This is a genomic window from Micromonospora sp. NPDC049175, from assembly GCF_043197345.1.
In the GTDB taxonomy this organism is placed as follows: Bacteria; Actinomycetota; Actinomycetes; order Mycobacteriales; family Micromonosporaceae; genus Micromonospora.
Map to the genome: position 1 here is coordinate 76944 of NZ_JBICSY010000008.1, position 17136 is coordinate 94079.

The 17136-nt window shown below is 72.8% G+C and carries 17 protein-coding genes; 11 read left to right on the forward strand and 6 right to left on the reverse strand.

Annotation, left to right across the window (positions count from 1 at the left end):
• The first annotated feature begins 26 nt into the window (after positions 1–26).
• The 3 genes from ACGFH8_RS27775 to ACGFH8_RS27785 all read left to right on the forward strand — a co-directional run bounded on the left by ACGFH8_RS27775 (position 27) and on the right by ACGFH8_RS27785 (position 3595).
• Positions 27–1649 (forward strand): acetolactate synthase, encoded by a 1623-nt coding sequence (locus ACGFH8_RS27775; protein WP_393372647.1) that lies wholly within the window; start codon positions 27–29, stop codon positions 1647–1649.
• 168 nt (positions 1650–1817) lie between these two features.
• Positions 1818–2789 carry an ATP-binding cassette domain-containing protein gene (locus ACGFH8_RS27780; protein WP_393372650.1) on the forward strand — a complete coding sequence of 324 codons (972 nt, stop codon included), beginning with the start codon at positions 1818–1820 and terminating at the stop codon, positions 2787–2789.
• The gene (locus ACGFH8_RS27785; RefSeq protein WP_393372652.1) at positions 2786–3595 is read left to right on the forward strand and encodes an ABC transporter permease; all 810 of its coding nucleotides are present in this window, start codon (positions 2786–2788) and stop codon (positions 3593–3595) included. Before ACGFH8_RS27780 ends, ACGFH8_RS27785 begins: the two co-directional genes overlap by 4 nt.
• Here the strand turns inward: ACGFH8_RS27785 and ACGFH8_RS27790 are convergent.
• The 4 genes from ACGFH8_RS27790 to ACGFH8_RS27805 are packed head-to-tail and all read right to left on the reverse strand — an operon-like array spanning position 3579 to position 8022.
• Positions 3579–6893: a BTAD domain-containing putative transcriptional regulator gene (locus tag ACGFH8_RS27790; protein WP_393372654.1), complete on the reverse strand. Its 3315-nt coding sequence runs from the start codon at positions 6891–6893 to the stop codon at positions 3579–3581. The genes ACGFH8_RS27785 and ACGFH8_RS27790 overlap by 17 nt on opposite strands.
• Positions 6890–7300, reverse strand: a complete 411-nt coding sequence (locus tag ACGFH8_RS27795; protein WP_393372657.1) for a PLD nuclease N-terminal domain-containing protein — start codon at positions 7298–7300, stop codon at positions 6890–6892. Before ACGFH8_RS27795 ends, ACGFH8_RS27790 begins: the two co-directional genes overlap by 4 nt.
• Positions 7301–7327: 27 nt before the next feature.
• Entirely contained in the window at positions 7328–7633 is a 306-nt protein-coding gene (locus ACGFH8_RS27800; protein WP_393372660.1) for a DUF202 domain-containing protein, read from the reverse strand.
• Positions 7630–8022 carry a YidH family protein gene (locus tag ACGFH8_RS27805; protein ID WP_393372663.1) on the reverse strand — a complete coding sequence of 131 codons (393 nt, stop codon included), beginning with the start codon at positions 8020–8022 and terminating at the stop codon, positions 7630–7632. The genes ACGFH8_RS27800 and ACGFH8_RS27805 overlap by 4 nt, the downstream gene beginning before the upstream one ends.
• Before the next feature lie 42 nt (positions 8023–8064).
• On the opposite strand from ACGFH8_RS27805, the gene ACGFH8_RS27810 reads away from it, so the two are divergent.
• The 4 genes from ACGFH8_RS27810 (at position 8065) to ACGFH8_RS27825 (ending at position 11214) form a co-directional block, all read left to right on the forward strand.
• Positions 8065–8862 (forward strand): GNAT family N-acetyltransferase, encoded by a 798-nt coding sequence (locus ACGFH8_RS27810; protein WP_393372666.1) that lies wholly within the window; start codon positions 8065–8067, stop codon positions 8860–8862.
• Entirely contained in the window at positions 8859–9272 is a 414-nt protein-coding gene (locus ACGFH8_RS27815; protein ID WP_393372668.1) for a hypothetical protein, read from the forward strand. Before ACGFH8_RS27810 ends, ACGFH8_RS27815 begins: the two co-directional genes overlap by 4 nt.
• A gap of 188 nt (positions 9273–9460) precedes the next feature.
• Positions 9461–10240 carry an electron transfer flavoprotein subunit beta/FixA family protein gene (locus ACGFH8_RS27820; protein WP_393372670.1) on the forward strand — a complete coding sequence of 260 codons (780 nt, stop codon included), beginning with the start codon at positions 9461–9463 and terminating at the stop codon, positions 10238–10240.
• A 14-nt stretch (positions 10241–10254) separates the two neighbouring features.
• On the forward strand, positions 10255–11214 hold the full coding sequence (locus tag ACGFH8_RS27825; RefSeq protein ID WP_393372672.1) for an electron transfer flavoprotein subunit alpha/FixB family protein: 960 nt from the start codon (positions 10255–10257) through the stop codon (positions 11212–11214).
• A gap of 96 nt (positions 11215–11310) precedes the next feature.
• On the opposite strand, the gene ACGFH8_RS27830 is transcribed toward ACGFH8_RS27825, so the two are convergent.
• Together ACGFH8_RS27830 and ACGFH8_RS27835 are read right to left on the reverse strand one after the other, a co-directional pair.
• The gene (locus ACGFH8_RS27830; RefSeq protein WP_393372674.1) at positions 11311–12267 is read right to left on the reverse strand and encodes an anti-sigma factor; all 957 of its coding nucleotides are present in this window, start codon (positions 12265–12267) and stop codon (positions 11311–11313) included.
• Complete coding sequence (locus tag ACGFH8_RS27835) at positions 12221–12823, reverse strand: RNA polymerase sigma factor (protein WP_393372676.1); 603 nt, start codon at positions 12821–12823, stop codon at positions 12221–12223. Before ACGFH8_RS27835 ends, ACGFH8_RS27830 begins: the two co-directional genes overlap by 47 nt.
• A gap of 230 nt (positions 12824–13053) precedes the next feature.
• Between ACGFH8_RS27835 and ACGFH8_RS27840 the strand changes: the two genes are divergently transcribed.
• From ACGFH8_RS27840 to mnmA, 4 genes are all read left to right on the forward strand, one after another.
• Complete coding sequence (locus ACGFH8_RS27840) at positions 13054–13884, forward strand: DUF4397 domain-containing protein (RefSeq protein WP_393372678.1); 831 nt, start codon at positions 13054–13056, stop codon at positions 13882–13884.
• The gene (locus tag ACGFH8_RS27845; protein ID WP_393372680.1) at positions 13881–14534 is read left to right on the forward strand and encodes a class F sortase; all 654 of its coding nucleotides are present in this window, start codon (positions 13881–13883) and stop codon (positions 14532–14534) included. The genes ACGFH8_RS27840 and ACGFH8_RS27845 overlap by 4 nt, the downstream gene beginning before the upstream one ends.
• Before the next feature lie 103 nt (positions 14535–14637).
• Positions 14638–15813, forward strand: a complete 1176-nt coding sequence (locus tag ACGFH8_RS27850; RefSeq protein ID WP_393372683.1) for a cysteine desulfurase family protein — start codon at positions 14638–14640, stop codon at positions 15811–15813.
• Between the two features lie 240 nt (positions 15814–16053).
• Positions 16054–17127 carry a tRNA 2-thiouridine(34) synthase MnmA gene (gene mnmA / locus ACGFH8_RS27855; protein ID WP_393372685.1) on the forward strand — a complete coding sequence of 358 codons (1074 nt, stop codon included), beginning with the start codon at positions 16054–16056 and terminating at the stop codon, positions 17125–17127.
• Positions 17128–17136 lie beyond the last annotated feature (9 nt).

A 17136-nucleotide genomic window follows, 5' to 3' on the forward strand; every position in this document is an offset into this window, starting at 1 on the left:
TCCCGGCCACGGACGATGGGAGCGACATGACGGAGCGGATCGAGGGTCACGGCGGCGAGTTGGCGCTCGCGGCCCTACGCGCGCACGGCGTACGGGAGATGTTCACACTCTCCGGCGGGCACGTCTTCCCGCTCTACGATGCCGCGTACAAGACCGACTTCCCGATCTACGACGTCCGGCACGAGCAGTCCGCTGTGTTCGCCGCCGAGGCGGTGGCCAAGTTGCAGCGCCGGCCCGGTCTCGCGGTGCTCACCGCCGGCCCCGGTGTCACGAACGGCATCTCCGGCATGACGAGCGCGTTCTTCAACGCCTCCCCGGTGCTGGTGCTCGGCGGGCGCGCGCCCGCGTTCCGCTGGGGCTCCGGCAGCCTCCAGGAGATGGACCACCTGCCGCTCGTCACCCCGGTCACCAAGCACGCCGAGACGGTGTTCAGCACCGACGACATCCCGCGTGCGGTGGGCGCCGCGCTCACCGCCGCGCTCACCCCGCACCGTGGCCCGGCCTTCCTCGACTTCCCGCTGGAGACGGTCTTCTCGGTCGCCGAGGTCGACCTGCCCGGCGTCGCCGGCGTCGACCCGGTCGTGCCGGACCCGGAGGAGGTCGGCCGCGCCGCGCTGCTCATCGCCGGTGCGCAGCGACCCGTCATCATCGCCGGCTCCGACGTGTACGCGGGCGACGCGGTCGCCGCGCTGCGCGAGGCGGCCGAGGCGTTGCAGGTGCCGGTCTTCACGAACGGCATGGGCCGCGGCTCCCTCCCGCCGACGCACCCGCTCGCGTTCGCCAAGGCCCGTCGGGCCGCGCTCTCCGGTGCCGACGTGGTCGTGGTGGTCGGCACCCCACTGGACTTCCGGCTCAGCTTCGGCGACTTCGGCGACGCCAAGGTGGTGCACATCGTCGACGCGCCCAGCCAGCGGGCGACGCACGTGCAGCCGGCCGTCGCCCCCGCCGGTGACCTGCGCCTGATCCTGTCGGCGCTGGCCGACCACTCCGGTGACCGGGCCGACCACACCGACTGGATCGCCGACCTGCGCGTGGCCGAGGACGCGGCGAAGGCCCGGGACGCCGCCGAGATGGCCGCCGAGACCGACCCGATCCGCCCCGCCCGGATCTACGGCGAGTTGCGTCGGGTGCTGGACCCGGACGCGATCACCATCGGCGACGGCGGCGACTTCGTGTCGTACGCCGGGCGTTACCTGGAGCCCGCCCAGCCCGGCACCTGGCTGGACCCGGGCCCGTACGGCTGCCTGGGCACCGGCATGGGCTACGCGATGGGTGCCCGGGTCAGCCACCCGGACCGGCAGATCTGCGTGCTGATGGGTGACGGCGCCGCCGGCTTCTCGCTGATGGACGTCGAGTCGCTGGTCCGACAGAAGCTGCCGGTGGTGATCGTCGTCGGCAACAACGGCATCTGGGGGCTGGAGAAGCACCCGATGCAGGCCATGTACGGCTACGACGTGGCCGCCGACCTCCAACCGGAGTTGCGCTACGACACGGTGGTCAGCGCGCTCGGTGGGGCGGGGGAGACGGTCGCCAAGGCGGCCGACCTGGGCCCGGCCCTGCAACGGGCGTTCGACGCCGGAGTGCCGTACCTGGTGAACGTTCTCACCGACCCGACCGACGCGTACCCCCGGTCGTCGAACCTGGCCTGAGTCGCACCCGCCGCCGCCGTCGCCCGTCCGCGGGCGGCGGCGCGGCGTATTCCCGCAGCTAAATCAGCGGAAAATCGGCTCCCGTCGTCGTAACGTCAGCGCGGGATCGGCGGGATGTCAGCCCTGTCGCCCACAGTGGTGTCACCACTGACGACGACAGGAGTTGCGATGGACCACGCGATCCGCGCGGAGGGACTGGTACGCCGTTTCGGCGCCACCACCGCCCTCGCCGGAGTTGATCTGGAGGTCCCGACCGGGACCGTCTTCGGTCTGCTCGGGCCCAACGGCGCCGGCAAGACCACAGCCGTGCGGGTGCTCGCCACCCTGCTGGCCGCCGACGAGGGGCACGCCACGGTGGGTGGCTTCGACGTCGTGCGCGACGCGCACCAGGTGCGCCAGTTGATCGGTCTGACCGGCCAGTACGCCTCGGTCGACGAGACCCTGACCGGCGCGGAGAACCTGCTGCTGATCGGTCGGCTGCTCGGTCTGAGCAGGGCCGACGCCCGACAGCGCGCCCGCCAACTCCTCGCCGACTTCGACCTCAGCGACGCCGCCGACCGGGCCGCCAAGACCTTCTCCGGTGGCATGCGCCGCCGGCTGGACCTCGCCGCCAGTCTGGTCGGCCGGCCACAGGTGCTCTTCCTGGACGAGCCGACCACCGGCCTGGACCCGCGCAGCCGCAACGACCTGTGGGACATCGTCCGCACCCTGGTCTCCGACGGCGTGACGGTGCTGCTCACCACCCAGTACCTGGAGGAGGCCGATCAGCTCGCGGGTGAGATCGCCGTCGTCGACCACGGCCGGGTGATCGCCCAGGGCACGCCGGAGGAGCTGAAGTCCAAGACCGGCGGTCAGACCCTCACCGTGCGGCCGGCCGACAGCACCGACCTGGGCATCGTGACCGCGATCGTCGGCGAGGTGTCCGGTGCGGTCCCCGAGGTGGCCCAGAGCGCGGTCACCGTCGCCGTGAACGATCCGGGCGTGCTGCCCGCGGTGGTCAGCCGCCTCGACGCCGCCGAGATCGCGGTCGCCGAGCTGGCGCTGCGCGGCGCCAGCCTGGACGAGGTCTTCCTCTCGCTCACCGGCCACCGGGCCGAGGACTCGCCGGCCGACACCGACCTGGAAAGGACCCCGGCATGACCGCCGCCACCCTCCCCGCCCCGCTGGCGCCGGCTCGCCGGCTCAGCCCGGCCGCGGGGCTGCGCCACACCCTCACGCTGGCGTGGCGCAGCCTGGTGCAGATCAAGCACAACCCGATGGAGCTGCTCGACCTCAGCATCCAGCCGGTGATGTTCGTGCTGCTGTTCACCTACGTGTTCGGCACCGCCATCGCCGGATCGTCAGGTGAGTACCTGACCTTCATGCTGCCCGGCATCATGGTGCAGAACGCGCTGTTCGCCACGATGACGACCGGGTTCGGGTTGAACAACGACCTCACCAAGGGCGTGTTCGACCGTCTCCGGGCGTTGCCCATCGCCCGGTGGGCGCCACTGGCCGGCCGGATCCTCGCCGACACCGTCAAGCAGGCCTGGTCGATCGCGCTGCTGCTGGGCGTCGGGTCGATCCTGGGTTTCCGGGTCGGCAACGGGCTGCTCGGGGTGGTCGGGGCGTTCGCGCTGCTGCTGGCGTTCACGCTGGCCGCGTCGTGGATCTCGGTGCTGGTCGGCGTGCTGGTGAGCGAGCCGGACAAGGTGCAGATCTTCGGCTTCATGGTGATCTTCCCGCTGACGTTCACCAGCAACATCTTCGTACCCACCGACCGGATGCCGGGTTGGTTGCAGAGCTGGGTGGAGGTCAACCCGGTGACGGTGGTGGCCGACGCGCTGCGCGGGCTCCTGGTCAGCGGCCCGGTGGCCGGTCCGGTCCTCCAGACGCTGCTCTGGGGTGCCGGCATCGCGGTGATCTTCGCGCCGTTGGCGGTGCGCGGTCTCAAGGGTCGAGTGTGACCCGCAGCAGCTCCGGCACCCCGTCCGACCGGATGCGCCGGCCGCCCGCGTACGCCTCGGCGAACTCCGACTCGCCGAGCGCCGAGCGGGCGGCCAGCGCCACCCGGATCGCGTCCAGCGCGCCGTGGTCGTCGCCGCCGCGTACCCCGTCGGCCGCGCCGAGCACGGTGGCCGCCACGCCCGCCCGCCCGCTGCGCAGGGCGAGGTCGGCGTAACCGACAAGCGTGATCGCGACCACCGGCGCGTCGCCGGAGGCGAGCGCCAGCTCCAGGGCCTCATCGAGGTGGGTACGGGCGACCGCCAGCTCCCCCTGCGCGGCGGCGACGTGCCCGAGCGAGGTGGCCAGCATGGCACTCCACTGCGGCGCGATGCTCCGCCGCCGGACCAGGTCCGCCGCCCGATCCGCCCAGCGGGCCGCCTGCTCCCAGTCGCCGCAGTCGCGCAGCAGCTCCGCCCAGACGGCGGCGACGCCGGCCCGCGGTTCGTCCGCGCCCAGCCGTTCGGCCTCCTGCTGCGCCTCGGTGAGCAGCGTGCGGGCCAGCTCGTGCTCGCCCACCTGCCAGTACAACTGCGCCAGCCGGGACCGCATCTGCGGCACATCCTCGGCGGCGCCCAACTCCTCGATGTCGCCCAGGGCGGCGCGGAGCTGGTCGATGGCGAAGTCCCGATCACCGGTTCGACCGGCCAGCTCGGCCAGCGAGAAGCGCGTGGTGGACAGACCCCACCGGTCCCCGACGCCGCTGAACAGCTCCAACGCGGCCCGGAAGTCGTCGGCCGCGCCCTCGGCCGGCGTGCCCAGATTGAGCCGGGTGTGCCCGTGCATCATGCGGGCCGCCCCGGCCACCCACGGGTCCTCGTCGGTGAAGAGCCGCCGCAACGCGGCCAGCCCCTGCACCTGCGTGGCCGGATCGAACATCAGGGTCATCGCTCCGGCCATGCGCAGCAGGGGAGAATCGGCGCCGCCGTCGACCAGCGCCACCACCCGGCGCATCCAGACCTGGGCCGTGTCGAAGTCGGCGTGGGCACTGAGGGTGTTCAACGCCCCGGCGAGGTACGCGGTCGCCAACGCGGTCGCGGTCGGTGCACCGTCGTCCCCGCCCGGCCGCCCGACGGACCCTTCGGCCAACGCCAGCACCTCCCGGGCGAGGTCCGCGCCCTCCAGTCGGTTGCCGCGCGACCACCAGTACCACCCGAGCGCACCTGTCAACCGGACCGCCCGGGTGACCTCGTCGGCTCCGATCGCCCAGCGCAGGGCACCGTGCAGATTGTCGTGCTCCGCGCGCAGCGACCGGACCCAGCGCAACTGGTCCCGACCGCGCAGCTCCCGGTCGGCCCGCTCGGCGAGCTGGAGGAACTCGTCGGCGTGCGCCCGCCGGACCCGCTGCTCCTCACCCGCCTCGCCCAGTCGGTCGAGCCCGTACTCCCGGATCGTCTCCAGCATCTGGTAGCGCGGTTCGCCGGCATCGCTGACGATCACCAGTGACTTCTCCACCAGGGCGAAGAGCCGGTCGAGGACCTCGGGCGCGGCCAGTTCGCCGCCGCCGCAGACCCGCTCCACGGCGTCCGCCGTCGCGCCGCCGGTGAAGACGGCAAGTCGCCGCCACAGCGCCCGGTCGGCATCGTCGAGCAGGTCCCAGCTCCAGTCCACCACCGCGCGCAGCGTCTGGTGGCGGGGCAACGCCGTCCGGCTGCCGCCGGTGAGCAGCCGGAACCTGTCGTCGAGCCGGGTCGCGACCTGCTCGGCCGTCATGGCGCGCAGCCGGGCGGCGGCCAGCTCGATGGCGAGCGGCATGCCGTCCAGCGACCGGCAGATGCCCACCACCGGCCCGACCGTGCGGTCGTCCACCTGGAAGTCCTGTCGCACCGCGGCGGCCCGGTCGGCGAAAAGCCGCACCGACGCGTACGTCATCGCGGTGACCGGGTCTGCGCCCACGGGCGGCTGCTCCAGTGACTCGACGGGGTGCAGCGCCTCGCCGGTGATGCCCAGCGGCTCCCGGCTGGTGACCAGCACCCGTACGTCCGGGCAGGCGGCGAGCAGGCGGTCGGCCAACTCGGCGGCGGCGTCCAGCAGGTGTTCGCAGTTGTCCAGGACCAGCAGCGCTCGTCGGCTGGCCAACGCGTCGATGGCCCGTACGGTCGGCTCGGTGGCCTCCCCGGGTGGGATCCGGGACCGGCTGCCGGCGAAGAACGCCTGCTCCCGAAGGCCGAGCGGGCCCAGCAGCGCCTGCGGCACCTCGGCCGGGTCGGTCACCGGGGCCAGCTCGACGAGCCAGACCCCGTCCGGGAACCGCGCCGCCACCTCGCGGGCGGACTCGATCGCGAGCCGGGTCTTGCCGGCGCCCCCGGGCCCGGTGAGGGTGACCAGCCGAGCCCGGTCGAGCAGGGCCCCGACCCGGTCGACGGCCGCTTCCCGGCCGACGAAGCTGGTCAACGCCGTCGGCAGGGCACCCCGGGCGCGAGCCGCCGCCGACGGCGCAGGGCGGGGCGCCGCCTCGACGTCGGACGCTGCGGGGTCGGCCCGCTCACCGCGCAGCACCGCCAGGTGCAGGGCCGCCAGTTCCGGCCCGGGGTCGGCGCCGAGCGTCTCGGCCAGGTCGGTGCGCAGCCGCTCGTACGCGGCGAGCGCCTCGGAGGAGCGGCCGGCCCGGTGCAGGGTGCGGATCAGCTGGCCGGCCAACCGCTCCCGCAGCGGGTACGCAATGACCAGCTCCCGCAGCCAGGGCACCAGGTGTGCGGGTTCCTCAAGCGCCGAACGGGCCTCGATCAGCTCCTCGGTGGCGGTGAGCCGCAGCTCGTCCAGCCGGGCCAGCGGGGCGCGGGCGAACGAGGCGTCGGCCACGTCGGCCAGCGCTGACCCGCGCCACAGCGCGAGCGCCTCGTCGAGCAGCTTGCGGGCGGCTTCCGGGTCGGCGGGCAGCAGTGCCCGGCCGGCGAGCACGGTGGCCTCGAACCGGTGGAGGTCGACGGCCTGCGGGTCGAGGGTGAGCTGGTAGCCACCGGGACGCGCGTCGACCCCGAGCCCCGGCACGGCCCGGCGGAGCCGGGAGACAAGCGCCTGGAGCGCGTTACCCGCGGCGGCCGGCGGGTCGTCCTCCCAGAGGGCGTCGACCAGGTGCGCGACGCTGACCACCCGGCCGGGCACCAGGGCGAGCAGGATCAGCAGCCGGCGCAGCCGCGCCCCGTGGATCTCGATCGTCGTCGTCGGATCGACCTGTACCTGCAACGGGCCGAGCAGGCTGATCTGCACTCCGCCGATTGTGCCGCCCGCCGGCACCGGCGCGGCCGGGCTGGTGTTCACACCTCCGGCCGGTCACCCTCACGGGGTGGCTCACCGTCGCGGCGGCGCAGGTCGTCCTCACGCCGGCGCAGGTCCTCCTCCCAGCGGCGGAAGATTTCCTGGTCCTGCTGGCGGGAGCGGTCCTGCACCGAGCGGAGGAACTCCGGGTCGTCGTCGGGAGCGAGCGGGCGACGCGGCTGCCGTTCCGTGGAACCACCGCCGACGGGCCGCGCCCCGCGGGCCGCGGGCTCCCGTCCGGCGACGAACCAGGCGATCGACCCGACCAGGGGGAAGAACAGGATGATCAGCACCCAGGCGATCCGGGGCAGAGCGCGGATCTGACCCTCCTCGGCGGAGAGGCAACTGATCAGCGCGCAGACGGCGAGGACAATCTGCACCAGGAAGAGGAGAACGTACAGCCGGGCCATGCACCCATCATGGCGCACCGCGTCGCGTCACCACAGTCCGCGAACGGTCACCAACACGCCGAGCAACGCGAGCCCGACGGTGGCCAACGCGACAAGCGGCAACGTCCGGCCGCCGGTGCGGGCCGCCCCGGTGCCGGTGCTCCGGGGCCAGCAGAGCACGAGCACGCCGCCCCAGACCAGGACGGCCGCACCGGCGACCACTGCTCCGAACGGGCCGCCACTCGACGCCAGCCGGACGGCGAGCGCGGTCACCACGGTCAGCGTGAGCAGGGTGCGTCGCCAGGCCAGCCGGGTGCGTTCCGGTTGCAGCCCGGCGTCGTGTCCGGTGTTCACCGCCCGCCGACCGCTCGGAGCAGCACGGCGATCACCAGCAGCACCGCGCCGGCGCCCACGGCCAGGGCCAGGATGGCGGGAAACCGGGACGCGGGCAGCCCCTCACCGAGCCGGATGGCCCGCTCGGTACGCGCCCAGTGGTCCACGGCCCGGATCGCGACGGCACCGCCGAGCAGGAGCAGCGCGACGGCGATCGCCTCCCGCAGGTGGCTCATCGGCAGGGGCGGCAGGAACTGCGCGGCGGCCAACCCGCCGCCGACCAGCGCCAACCCGGTGCGCAGCCAGGCGAGGAAGGTCCGTTCGTTGGCCAGCGAGAAGCGGTAGTCGGGCTGCTCACCGACCGTGCCCAGCTCCGCCGGGTCGAACCATCGCCTGATCGCCGCCCACACGGTCGGAGATTATCCGCTTCCCATCCCGCTTAGCCTGACTCGGTGACTGATCTCGACGTAATGACGCTGCGCGCCGCCTACGACAACCAACTCCGCCCGGAGATCCCCGACCCGGTCCCGGCCGGCGTGACGGTGGAGCGGGACGGGCCGTTGGTGCGCATCGTCGGGCTCGACGCCGGCGGCTTCCTCACCTACCGCGACCTGGGTGGACTCACCGGGGACGCGCTGGACGAGCTGATCGCCCGGCAGGTGGCCCTGTTCCGCGAGCGCGGCCAGTCGGTCGAGTGGAAGCTCAACGAGCACGACGAACCGGCGGACCTGGCGGACCGGCTGCGCGCCGCCGGCTTCGTGCCGGAGGACCGGGAGACCGTCGTGGTCGGGCCGGTCGCCCCGCTGGCCGCCGCGCTGCCGGTCACCCCCGAGGGGGTACGCCTGCGTGAGGTGACCTCGCGCGCGGACCTGGAGCGGATCGCCGCCATGGAGGCGGAGGTCTGGCAGGAGGACCGCTCGCATCTCGTCACGGGCCTGGCCAAGGAGATCGACGCCGACCCGAACTCGATCACCGTCGTGGTGGCCGAGACGGACGAGACGGTGGTGAGCGCCGGCTGGGTGCGGTTCCCGGCGAACACCGGCTTCGCCACCCTGTGGGGCGGCTCGACCCTGCCGCAGTGGCGGCATCGGGGCATCTACCGGGCGCTCGTCAACTACCGGGCGCGGCTGGCCGACCAGCGAGGCCGGACGCTCATGCAGGTCGACTGTTCCGAGGACAGCCGGCCGATCCTCCAGCGGCTCGGCCTCGTCGCGGTCACCACCACCACCCCGTACGTCTACACTCCGTGATCATGGAACAGCGGTTGACGGACGAGGAGCGGTTGACGCTCAAGACCGGTGCCTTCGGTGCCGTCTTCCTCGTCTCCAACGCCGACCCGGGGGTGCTGGGGGTGATCCGGGAGAGCCTCGCCGCGTCCAACGCGCTCTCCGACGCCAGCGGGACGGTCAAGGAAGCGCTCACCACCGGTCCGCTGCCGCGGCTTCCCCGGGACTCGCAGTTGGAGATCGAGTCGGTGGTGTTGCCGGCGCTGCGGCACGCGGTGCGGATCCTGCGGGACAAGTCACCGGGGGACGTGGACGCGTACCGCTCGGTGGTGTTGGGTGCGGCGGACCGGGTGGCCCGGGCGCACGCCGGGGTGGCGCCCGCCGAGGCGGCGGCCATCGACCAGATCCGGGGTGCGTTGGCCGACCCGGCCTGACCGTCTGCCCGTCGGTGAGCTGTGTCACTCTGAGTGCCCCGGGGAGCGCAAGCTACCGGCAGGTAACATTGCGTCGTGGGCAACTGCACAGCAGCCCGCGGTTGACCTGGCGTCGACCGACGCGCGACGCTGCGCCCCAGACCGGGCGAGCGAATCGCATCACCACACAGGAGGGTCGTCGAAGCGCGATGAATATCGTCGTACTCGTCAAGCAGGTGCCTGATTCGGGCGCGGACCGCAACCTGCGCAATGACGACAACACCGTCGACCGCGGTTCGGCGAACAACGTGATCAACGAGATGGACGAGTACGCCATCGAGGAGGCGCTGAAGATCAAGGAGGCGCACGGCGGCGAGGTCACCATCCTGACCATGGGTCCGGACCGGGCGACCGAGTCGATCCGCAAGGCGCTCTCCATGGGCCCGGACAAGGCCGTGCACGTGCTGGACGACGCCCTGCACGGTTCCTGTGCCGTCGCCACCTCGAAGGTGCTCGCCGCCGCCCTCGGTCAGCTCAACGCCGACCTGGTCATCTGCGGCGCGGAGTCCACCGACGGCCGGGTCCAGGTCATGCCGCACATGATCGCCGAGCGGCTGGGCGTCGCGGCGCTCACCGGCGCCCGCAAGCTCACCGTCGACGGCAGCACGCTCACCGTCGAGCGGCAGACCGAGGAGGGCTACGAGGTCGTCACCGCCGCCACCCCGGCCGTGGTCTCCGTCTGGGACACCATCAACGAGCCGCGCTACCCCTCCTTCAAGGGCATCATGGCCGCCAAGAAGAAGCCGGTGCAGACGTTCTCCCTGGCCGACCTGGGCGTCGCGCCCACCGAGGTGGGCTTCGACGGCGCCACGAGCGCCGTCGTCGAGCACAGCAAGCGCCCTCCGCGCTCCGGCGGCGCCAAGATCACTGATGAGGGCGAGGGCGGCGTCAAGCTCGTCGAGTTCCTCGCCACCGAGAATTTCGTGTGAGAGGGGGGTCTGACATGTCTGAGGTTCTCGTCGTCGTCGAAGCCACGAAGGAATTCGGCGTCAAGAAGGTCACCCTGGAAATGCTCACCCTCGCCCGTGAGCTGGGCACGCCCAGCGCGGTGGTGCTCGGCGGGACTGGCGCCGCCGAGGCGCTGAGCGGCAAGCTGGGCGAGTACGGCGCGGAGAAGATCTACGCCGCCGAGGGTGACGAGATCGACGGCTACCTGGTGGCCCCCAAGGCCACCGTGCTGGCCGAGCTGGTCCGGCGGGTGCAGCCGGTCGCCGTCCTGCTGGCCTCCGCCCAGGAAGGCAAGGAGATCGCCGCCCGGCTCGCCGTCAAGCTGGACAACGGCATCCTGACCGACGTGGTCGGCCTGGACGCCGACGGCACCGCGACCCAGATCGCCTTCGCCGGCTCCGCCATCGTCAAGTCCAAGGTCACCAAGGGCCTGCCGTTGGTCACCGTCCGGCCCAACTCGGTCACCCCCACCCCGGCGGCGGCCACCCCGACGATCGAGCAGCTCACCGTGTCGGTCACCGACGCCGACAAGCTGGCCAGGGTCGTCGAGCGGGTCGCCGAGCAGAAGGGCTCCCGGCCCGAGCTGACCGAAGCCGGCGTGGTCGTCTCCGGTGGTCGCGGCGTCGGCAACGCCGACAACTTCAAGCTGGTCGAGGAGCTGGCCGACCTGCTCGGCGGGGCTGTCGGCGCGTCCCGCGCGGCCGTCGACTCCGGCTTCTACCCGCACCAGTTCCAGGTGGGCCAGACCGGCAAGACGGTCTCCCCGCAGCTCTACGTCGCGCTCGGCATCTCCGGTGCCATCCAGCACCGGGCCGGCATGCAGACGTCGAAGACCATCGTCGCGGTCAACAAGGACGGCGAGGCGCCGATCTTCGAGCTGGCCGACTTCGGCGTGGTGGGCGACCTGTTCAAGATCGTCCCGCAGGCCGCCGAGGAGATCCGCAAGCGCAAGTGACCCTGCGACACGACAGTGGCCGCCCCCGATCGGGGCGGCCACTTCTTTTTCGTGGGGAGCTGATCGGCGGGCCGGGGAGCTGAACCGGCCCGCCGATCAGCCCGTCAGGGTGCCCCTCAACAGGCTGTCGCCGGAGTGGCGGGTGTTGTTGTCGTACCGCTCGGCGGAGACGTCGACCACCGAATAGCTGGTGAGGTCGACATTCGGGGGCAGGGGCAGCAGCGCGTCCGAAGCGCCACCCAGGGTGCCCACCGAGAACATCTCCATCGTCGTCGGATTGATCAGCCAGACCTCGTAGTACCCCGGGACGCGCGGGAGATTCGCCACGTGCAGATGTAGTTGGCCGTCCCGCAGAACCCGGGCGTCGCCCTTGGCCGCCGGAGGCGTCGACCCGTACGCCGCCAGCGGCGCGCTCGCCACCACCACAGGCGTCGGAGCGGGGGCCGGGTCGTCCGGCCGCAGCACGGAGACCGTACCCAGCACACCGACCGCCGCGGCGGCTGCCGCGGTCACCGCGGTGGCCGCCCAGCGCGACCAGCCGGCGCTCCGACGGGACCGGCGCGCCGAATCCAGCCGGGTGACAGTCGGCTCGGCCACCGAACCGGTGGCCGGCCCGCCCGTCGTGCCGCCGGACTCCGCAGTCGTGCCGGTGGCCGGTGCGGTCGGGCCGGTGGACCGTGCGGTCGGGTCGGTGGCCTGGGCTGTCGGGTCCATGGCCTGGGCGGTCGGGTAGGTGGCCTGGGCGGTCGTCAGGTCGTTTGTCTGCTCGGCCCGGGTGCCGGCGGCCTGCCCGGGGAGGTGCCGCGGACGGATCTCGGCCGGCGACGGCTCCGCCGCCCTGACCTGGGCGGTGATGCCCTGCCAGACGTGCTCCGGCGGGTCGGGCAGGTCGGCCAGACCCTGCGTCTCGGTGCCGAGGCCGGCCACCTGCCGCAGGGTCGCCACCTCCGCGCGGCAGAGCGCGCAGGTGCCGAGGTGGGTGCTCTCCCCGTTGTCCGACTCGCTCTCACCGAGCGCCAGAAAGACCAGCCGCTCGTGGTCCAGGTGCTGCACCGTCCACCTCCCATCTGCGTTTCAAGCTCGCCATGCCGCGCCGGATGTGGCTCTTCACGGTGCCCAACGGCACGCCTGTCACCGTGGCTATCTGCTGGTGTGTCAGGTCGTCGTAGAAGGCCAGCTCCAGCATCCGTCGCTGGTCGTCCGGGAGACGAGCCAACTCGTCGGCGATCACCAACCGGTCCACCACGCGGTCCGGGTCCGGGTCGGCGGGTGCCGGCTCCGGCAGTTGCCGGACCGTCTCCACCACCCGGGTCTCCCGCGCCGAGGCGCGCATCCGGTCGATCACCTTGCGCCGGCCGATGCCGAGCAGCCAGCCGATGAGCGATCCCTTGGCCGGGTCGAAGGTGTCCCGGCCCAGCCAGGCGGCGACGAACGTCGCCTGGGTGACGTCCTCGGCGTCGGCGCGGTTGGCCAGCATGGAGGTGGCCAGGTGGAACACGGCCCGACCGTACCTGTCGTACGCCTCGCGCAGCGCCGCGTCGTCACCGGCGCGGAAGCGCGGGTCGAGGTCGTCCACCGGGGGGTCCGGTTCCTCGTGCAGGGCCGTCATCGGGCGGCTCGCCTTCGATGGGGCATGCCCGACTGTAGCTGCCACAGTCTCCGCCCCACTCTCCCGGTCGATGTCATCTCAGCAGCTCTTCGTCTCGCGACCCCGGTTCGGATGCGGGTGGGGCCGAAAAAGAAAAGTGCCTCCGGCCCGCATCCGCGCGTCGGAACGGCGGCGTAACCCGTTCTGCAAGCCAGGCCTGACGAATCAGCACCAATCACCAGGAGGCAGACATGCAGTTCTCGTACCTGCGTCGGGTCGCGGCGGGCGGCGCGGTCGCCGCGCTGGCCTTCGCCGGAGTCGGCGCACTCACCGCCACCCCCGCGTACGCCGCCACGTCGAAGGTTTCCGTCGTGCACGGCATCCCGGACACCCCTGTCGACGTCTACGTCAACGGCAAGAAGACGCTTGAGAACTTCAAGCCCGGTGACGTGGCCGGCCCGCTCAACCTGGAGGAGGGCGACTACGACATCGCGCTCACCAAGCCGGGCGAGCCGATCGGCAGCGCGATTCTCAAGGTCGACGACGCGGCCGTTCCGGGCGGCGCGAACATCAGCATCGCGGCCCACCTCGACGCCGCCGGCCAGCCGAAGATCACCCCGTTCGTGAACGACGTCTCGAAGGTCGACGCCGGCAAGGCCCGGCTGATCGTCCGGCACACCGCGGCCGCACCGGCGGTGGACGTACGCGCCGGCGGCACCCCGGTCTTCAAGGGCCTCACCAACCCGAACGAGGCCAAGGGCGACGTCGACGCGGGCAGCGTCAAGGCCGACGTGGTGCTCGCCGGCACCGACACCGTGGCCATCGGCCCGGCCGACCTCAACCTCAAGGAGGGCACCGCCACGATCGTCTACGCGATCGGCTCCGCCGAGGGCAAGACCCTCGACGTGGTGGCGCAGACCATCACCGGCCTGCACTCCGCCCCGGGCGGCGTGCCGAGCGGTGACGGCGGTCAGGCCGGCACGGGCGTGGACACCTGGTGGTACGTGCTCACCGGTGCCGGCGTACTCCTGCTGCTGGGCGGCGGTGTGCGGATGGCGACCGCGCGGACCGGTCGCAAGTGACGGTGCGCAACCGCGGCGCGCTGGCGGCCCTGGCCGCCGGCGTTGCCGCGCTCACCGTCGCCGCCGTGGTGGCGTGCGGTTCCCAACCGGCGGGGAACGTGGGTGCCGAGGAGGCGACCACCCTGGCCAGCAACCCACCGGCGGACGCCAGCGCGCCGTCGGTGCCGGTCACCGTCGGTGAGCTGCCGGCCGACGCGGGGGTCGTCCCGCCGGTACGGCTGGTGATCCCGGACATCGACGTCACCGCCACCGTCAACGCGGTGGGCATCAACGAGCGGACGAACGAGTTCGAGGTGCCGCCCAGCGTCGACCAGATCGGGTGGTACCGCTACGGGCCCGGCCTGGAGGCAACCGCCGGCTCGGTGGTCATCGCCGGTCATGTGGACAGCGCCACGCAGGGCAGGGGGGCGTTCTTCCGACTCCGCCAACTCGACAAGGGCGACACCCTGACCGCGACCGGCAGCGACGGCACGGCGCGGCGGTACCGGGTCGTCGCCCGGGAGGAGTACGCGAAGACCAGGATTCCGTTGGACCGGTACTTCGCCCGGGACGGCAAACCGCGGCTGACCCTGATCACGTGTGGCGGGCCGTTCGACGCCAAGGCGCGCAAGTACCGCGACAACATCGTTGTCACAGCGGTGCCCGCCTGACCTGGGCCGCCGCCAGGGCCGGGGTGGGAAATCCCACCCCGGCCCCGGTGCCGGGTCCCTCCGCCATCCGGGCGCCGCGGTGTCGGCCGTAGGCTGAACGGCGATGGCTTACCTGGATCACGCGGCGACGACTCCGATGCTCGACGAGGCACTGGAGGCGTACGTCGCTACCGCCCGCGAGGTCGGCAACGCGTCCTCCCTGCACGCGGCGGGTCGTCGTGCCCGCCGCCGGGTCGAGGAGTCCCGCGAGAAGGTCGCCGCGGTGCTGGGCGCCCGGCCGTCCGAGGTGATCTTCACGGGTGGCGGCACGGAGAGCGACAACCTCGCGGTCAAGGGCATCTTCTGGGCCCGCCGGGGAGCCGCCCCGGACCGCCGTCGGGTGGTCTCCAGCGCCGTCGAGCACCACGCGGTGCTCGACGCTGTCGACTGGCTCGTCGAGCACGAGGGGGCCGAGGTCGGCTGGCTGCCGGTGGACGCCGCCGGTCGGTTCGACCCGGAGGACCTGCGCGCCGAGCTGGCCCAGCACGCCGGCCGGGTGGCCGTGGTCACCGCGATGTGGGCAAACAACGAGGTGGGCACCATCCAGCCGGTCGCCGAGCTGGCCGCCGTCGCGGCCGAGCACGGTGTGCCGTTCCACACCGACGCCATCCAGGCGGTCGGTCAGGTGCCCGTCGACTTCGGCGCCAGCGGCGTCGCCGCGCTGACCGTCACCGGGCACAAGTTGGGCGGCCCGACCGGGGTGGGCGCGCTGCTGCTCGCCCGGGACGTGCCGGCCACGCCACTGCTGCACGGGGGCGGCCAGGAACGTGACATCCGTTCCGGCACCCTGGACACGGCCGGCATCGTGGCCTTCGCGGTCGCCGTCGAGACGGCGGTCAAGGGCCAGCAGGAGTACGCGGCCCGGGTGGCCGCGCTCCGCGACGACCTGATCGAGCGGGTTCGTCGGGCGGTGCCCGAGGTGATCTACAACGGTGACCCGACCGACCGGCTGCCCGGCAACGCGCACTTTTCCTTCCCCGGCTGCGAGGGCGACGCCCTGCTGCTGTTGCTCGACGCCCAGGGCATCGCCTGCTCGACGGGGTCGGCCTGCTCCGCGGGGGTGGCCCAGCCCTCCCACGTGCTGCTGGCGATGGGCGCCGACGACGACCGCGCCCGCTCCTCGCTGCGCTTCTCCCTCGGCCACACGAGCACCCAGGCCGACGTCGACGCCCTCATCGCGGCCCTCCCGGCAGCCGTCGACCGAGCCCGCCGAGCCGCAGCCCTCCGCACCCCCCGCTAACCGCCCCCACCCCCGCTCTCGCCCTCGCCCCACCCCACCCCCACCCCTGTCCCGGGCTCCGCCCCTTCCTTCCGGCGATCTTGCACTTTCGGTTGGCGGTTCGCGTCTTGTGCGGCATATGTCACCGCAGAAAGTGCAAGATCGCGTGGGTGGGGTGGGTGGGTGGGCGTGGGTTCCGGGGTTTTCGGGGGTGGTGGATAGGGTTGTCGTGGGGAACTGGGGTGGGAAGGGGGTTCGCTGGTGAAGGTTCTGGCGGCTATGTCGGGCGGGGTTGACTCGGCCGTGGCGGCGGCGCGGGCGGTGGCGGCCGGGCACGACGTGACGGGTGTACACCTGGCGCTGGCCCGAAATCCACAGACCTATCGGACCGGGGCGCGCGGCTGCTGCACGCTGGAAGACTCCCGGGACGCACGGCGGGCCGCCGACGTGATCGGCATCCCGTTCTACGTGTGGGACATGGCCGACCGCTTCCACGAGGACGTGGTGGACGACTTCGTCGCCGAGTACGCCGCCGGGCGCACGCCGAACCCCTGCCTGCGCTGCAACGAGAAGATCAAGTTCGCGGCGGTGCTGGACCGGGCGGTGGCCCTGGGCTTCGACGCGGTGGTCACCGGGCACCACGCCCGGCTCGGCGCGGACGGGCTGCTGCGGCGCAGTGTCGACATCGCCAAGGACCAGTCGTACGTGCTGGCCGTGCTCACCCGCGAGCAACTGGACCGGTCGATCTTCCCGTTGGGCGACTCGACGAAGGCGCAGGTGCGCGCCGAGGCCGCCGAGCGTGGCCTGGCCGTGGCCGACAAGCCGGACTCGCACGACATCTGCTTCATCGCCGACGGCGACACCCGGGGCTTCCTGGCCGGCCGGCTCGGCGAGGCGCCCGGCGACGTGGTGGACGCCAGCACCGGCGCGGTGGTCGGCAGTCACAGCGGCGCGTACGCGTACACGGTGGGGCAGCGACGCGGGCTGCACCTGGACCGGCCGGCCCCGGACGGCCGCCCGCGTTACGTGCTCTCCATCACGCCGAAGACCAACACGGTGACCGTCGGCCCCGCCGAGGCGCTGGAGGTGTCCGAGGTCCGCGCCGTTCGTCCGGTCTGGACCGGCGGCGCACGCCCGGAGGCGCCTGTCGAGTGCGAGGTGCAACTGCGTGCACACGGCGACGTGGTGCCGGCGACCGTCGCCCTCGACGGCGACCTGCTGCACGCCGAGCTGCGCCGGCCGGTACGCGGTGTCGCCGCCGGTCAGGCAGTGGTCGCGTACCGGGCGGATCCGGCCGGCGACGTGGTCCTCGGCTCCGCCACCATCACCGGCTGACCGCACGGC

Coding starts and splice junctions, on each gene's coding strand:
- ACGFH8_RS27775 (WP_393372647.1), top strand. CDS start 27: ATGACGGAGCGGATCGAGGGTCACGGCGGCGAGTTGGCGCTCGCGGCC.
- ACGFH8_RS27780 (WP_393372650.1), top strand. CDS start 1,818: ATGGACCACGCGATCCGCGCGGAGGGACTGGTACGCCGTTTCGGCGCC.
- ACGFH8_RS27785 (WP_393372652.1), top strand. CDS start 2,786: ATGACCGCCGCCACCCTCCCCGCCCCGCTGGCGCCGGCTCGCCGGCTC.
- ACGFH8_RS27795 (WP_393372657.1), bottom strand. CDS start 7,300: ATGGCCCGGCTGTACGTTCTCCTCTTCCTGGTGCAGATTGTCCTCGCC.
- ACGFH8_RS27820 (WP_393372670.1), top strand. CDS start 9,461: ATGAATATCGTCGTACTCGTCAAGCAGGTGCCTGATTCGGGCGCGGAC.
- ACGFH8_RS27825 (WP_393372672.1), top strand. CDS start 10,255: ATGTCTGAGGTTCTCGTCGTCGTCGAAGCCACGAAGGAATTCGGCGTC.
- ACGFH8_RS27835 (WP_393372676.1), bottom strand. CDS start 12,823: ATGACGGCCCTGCACGAGGAACCGGACCCCCCGGTGGACGACCTCGAC.
- ACGFH8_RS27840 (WP_393372678.1), top strand. CDS start 13,054: ATGCAGTTCTCGTACCTGCGTCGGGTCGCGGCGGGCGGCGCGGTCGCC.
- ACGFH8_RS27850 (WP_393372683.1), top strand. CDS start 14,638: ATGGCTTACCTGGATCACGCGGCGACGACTCCGATGCTCGACGAGGCA.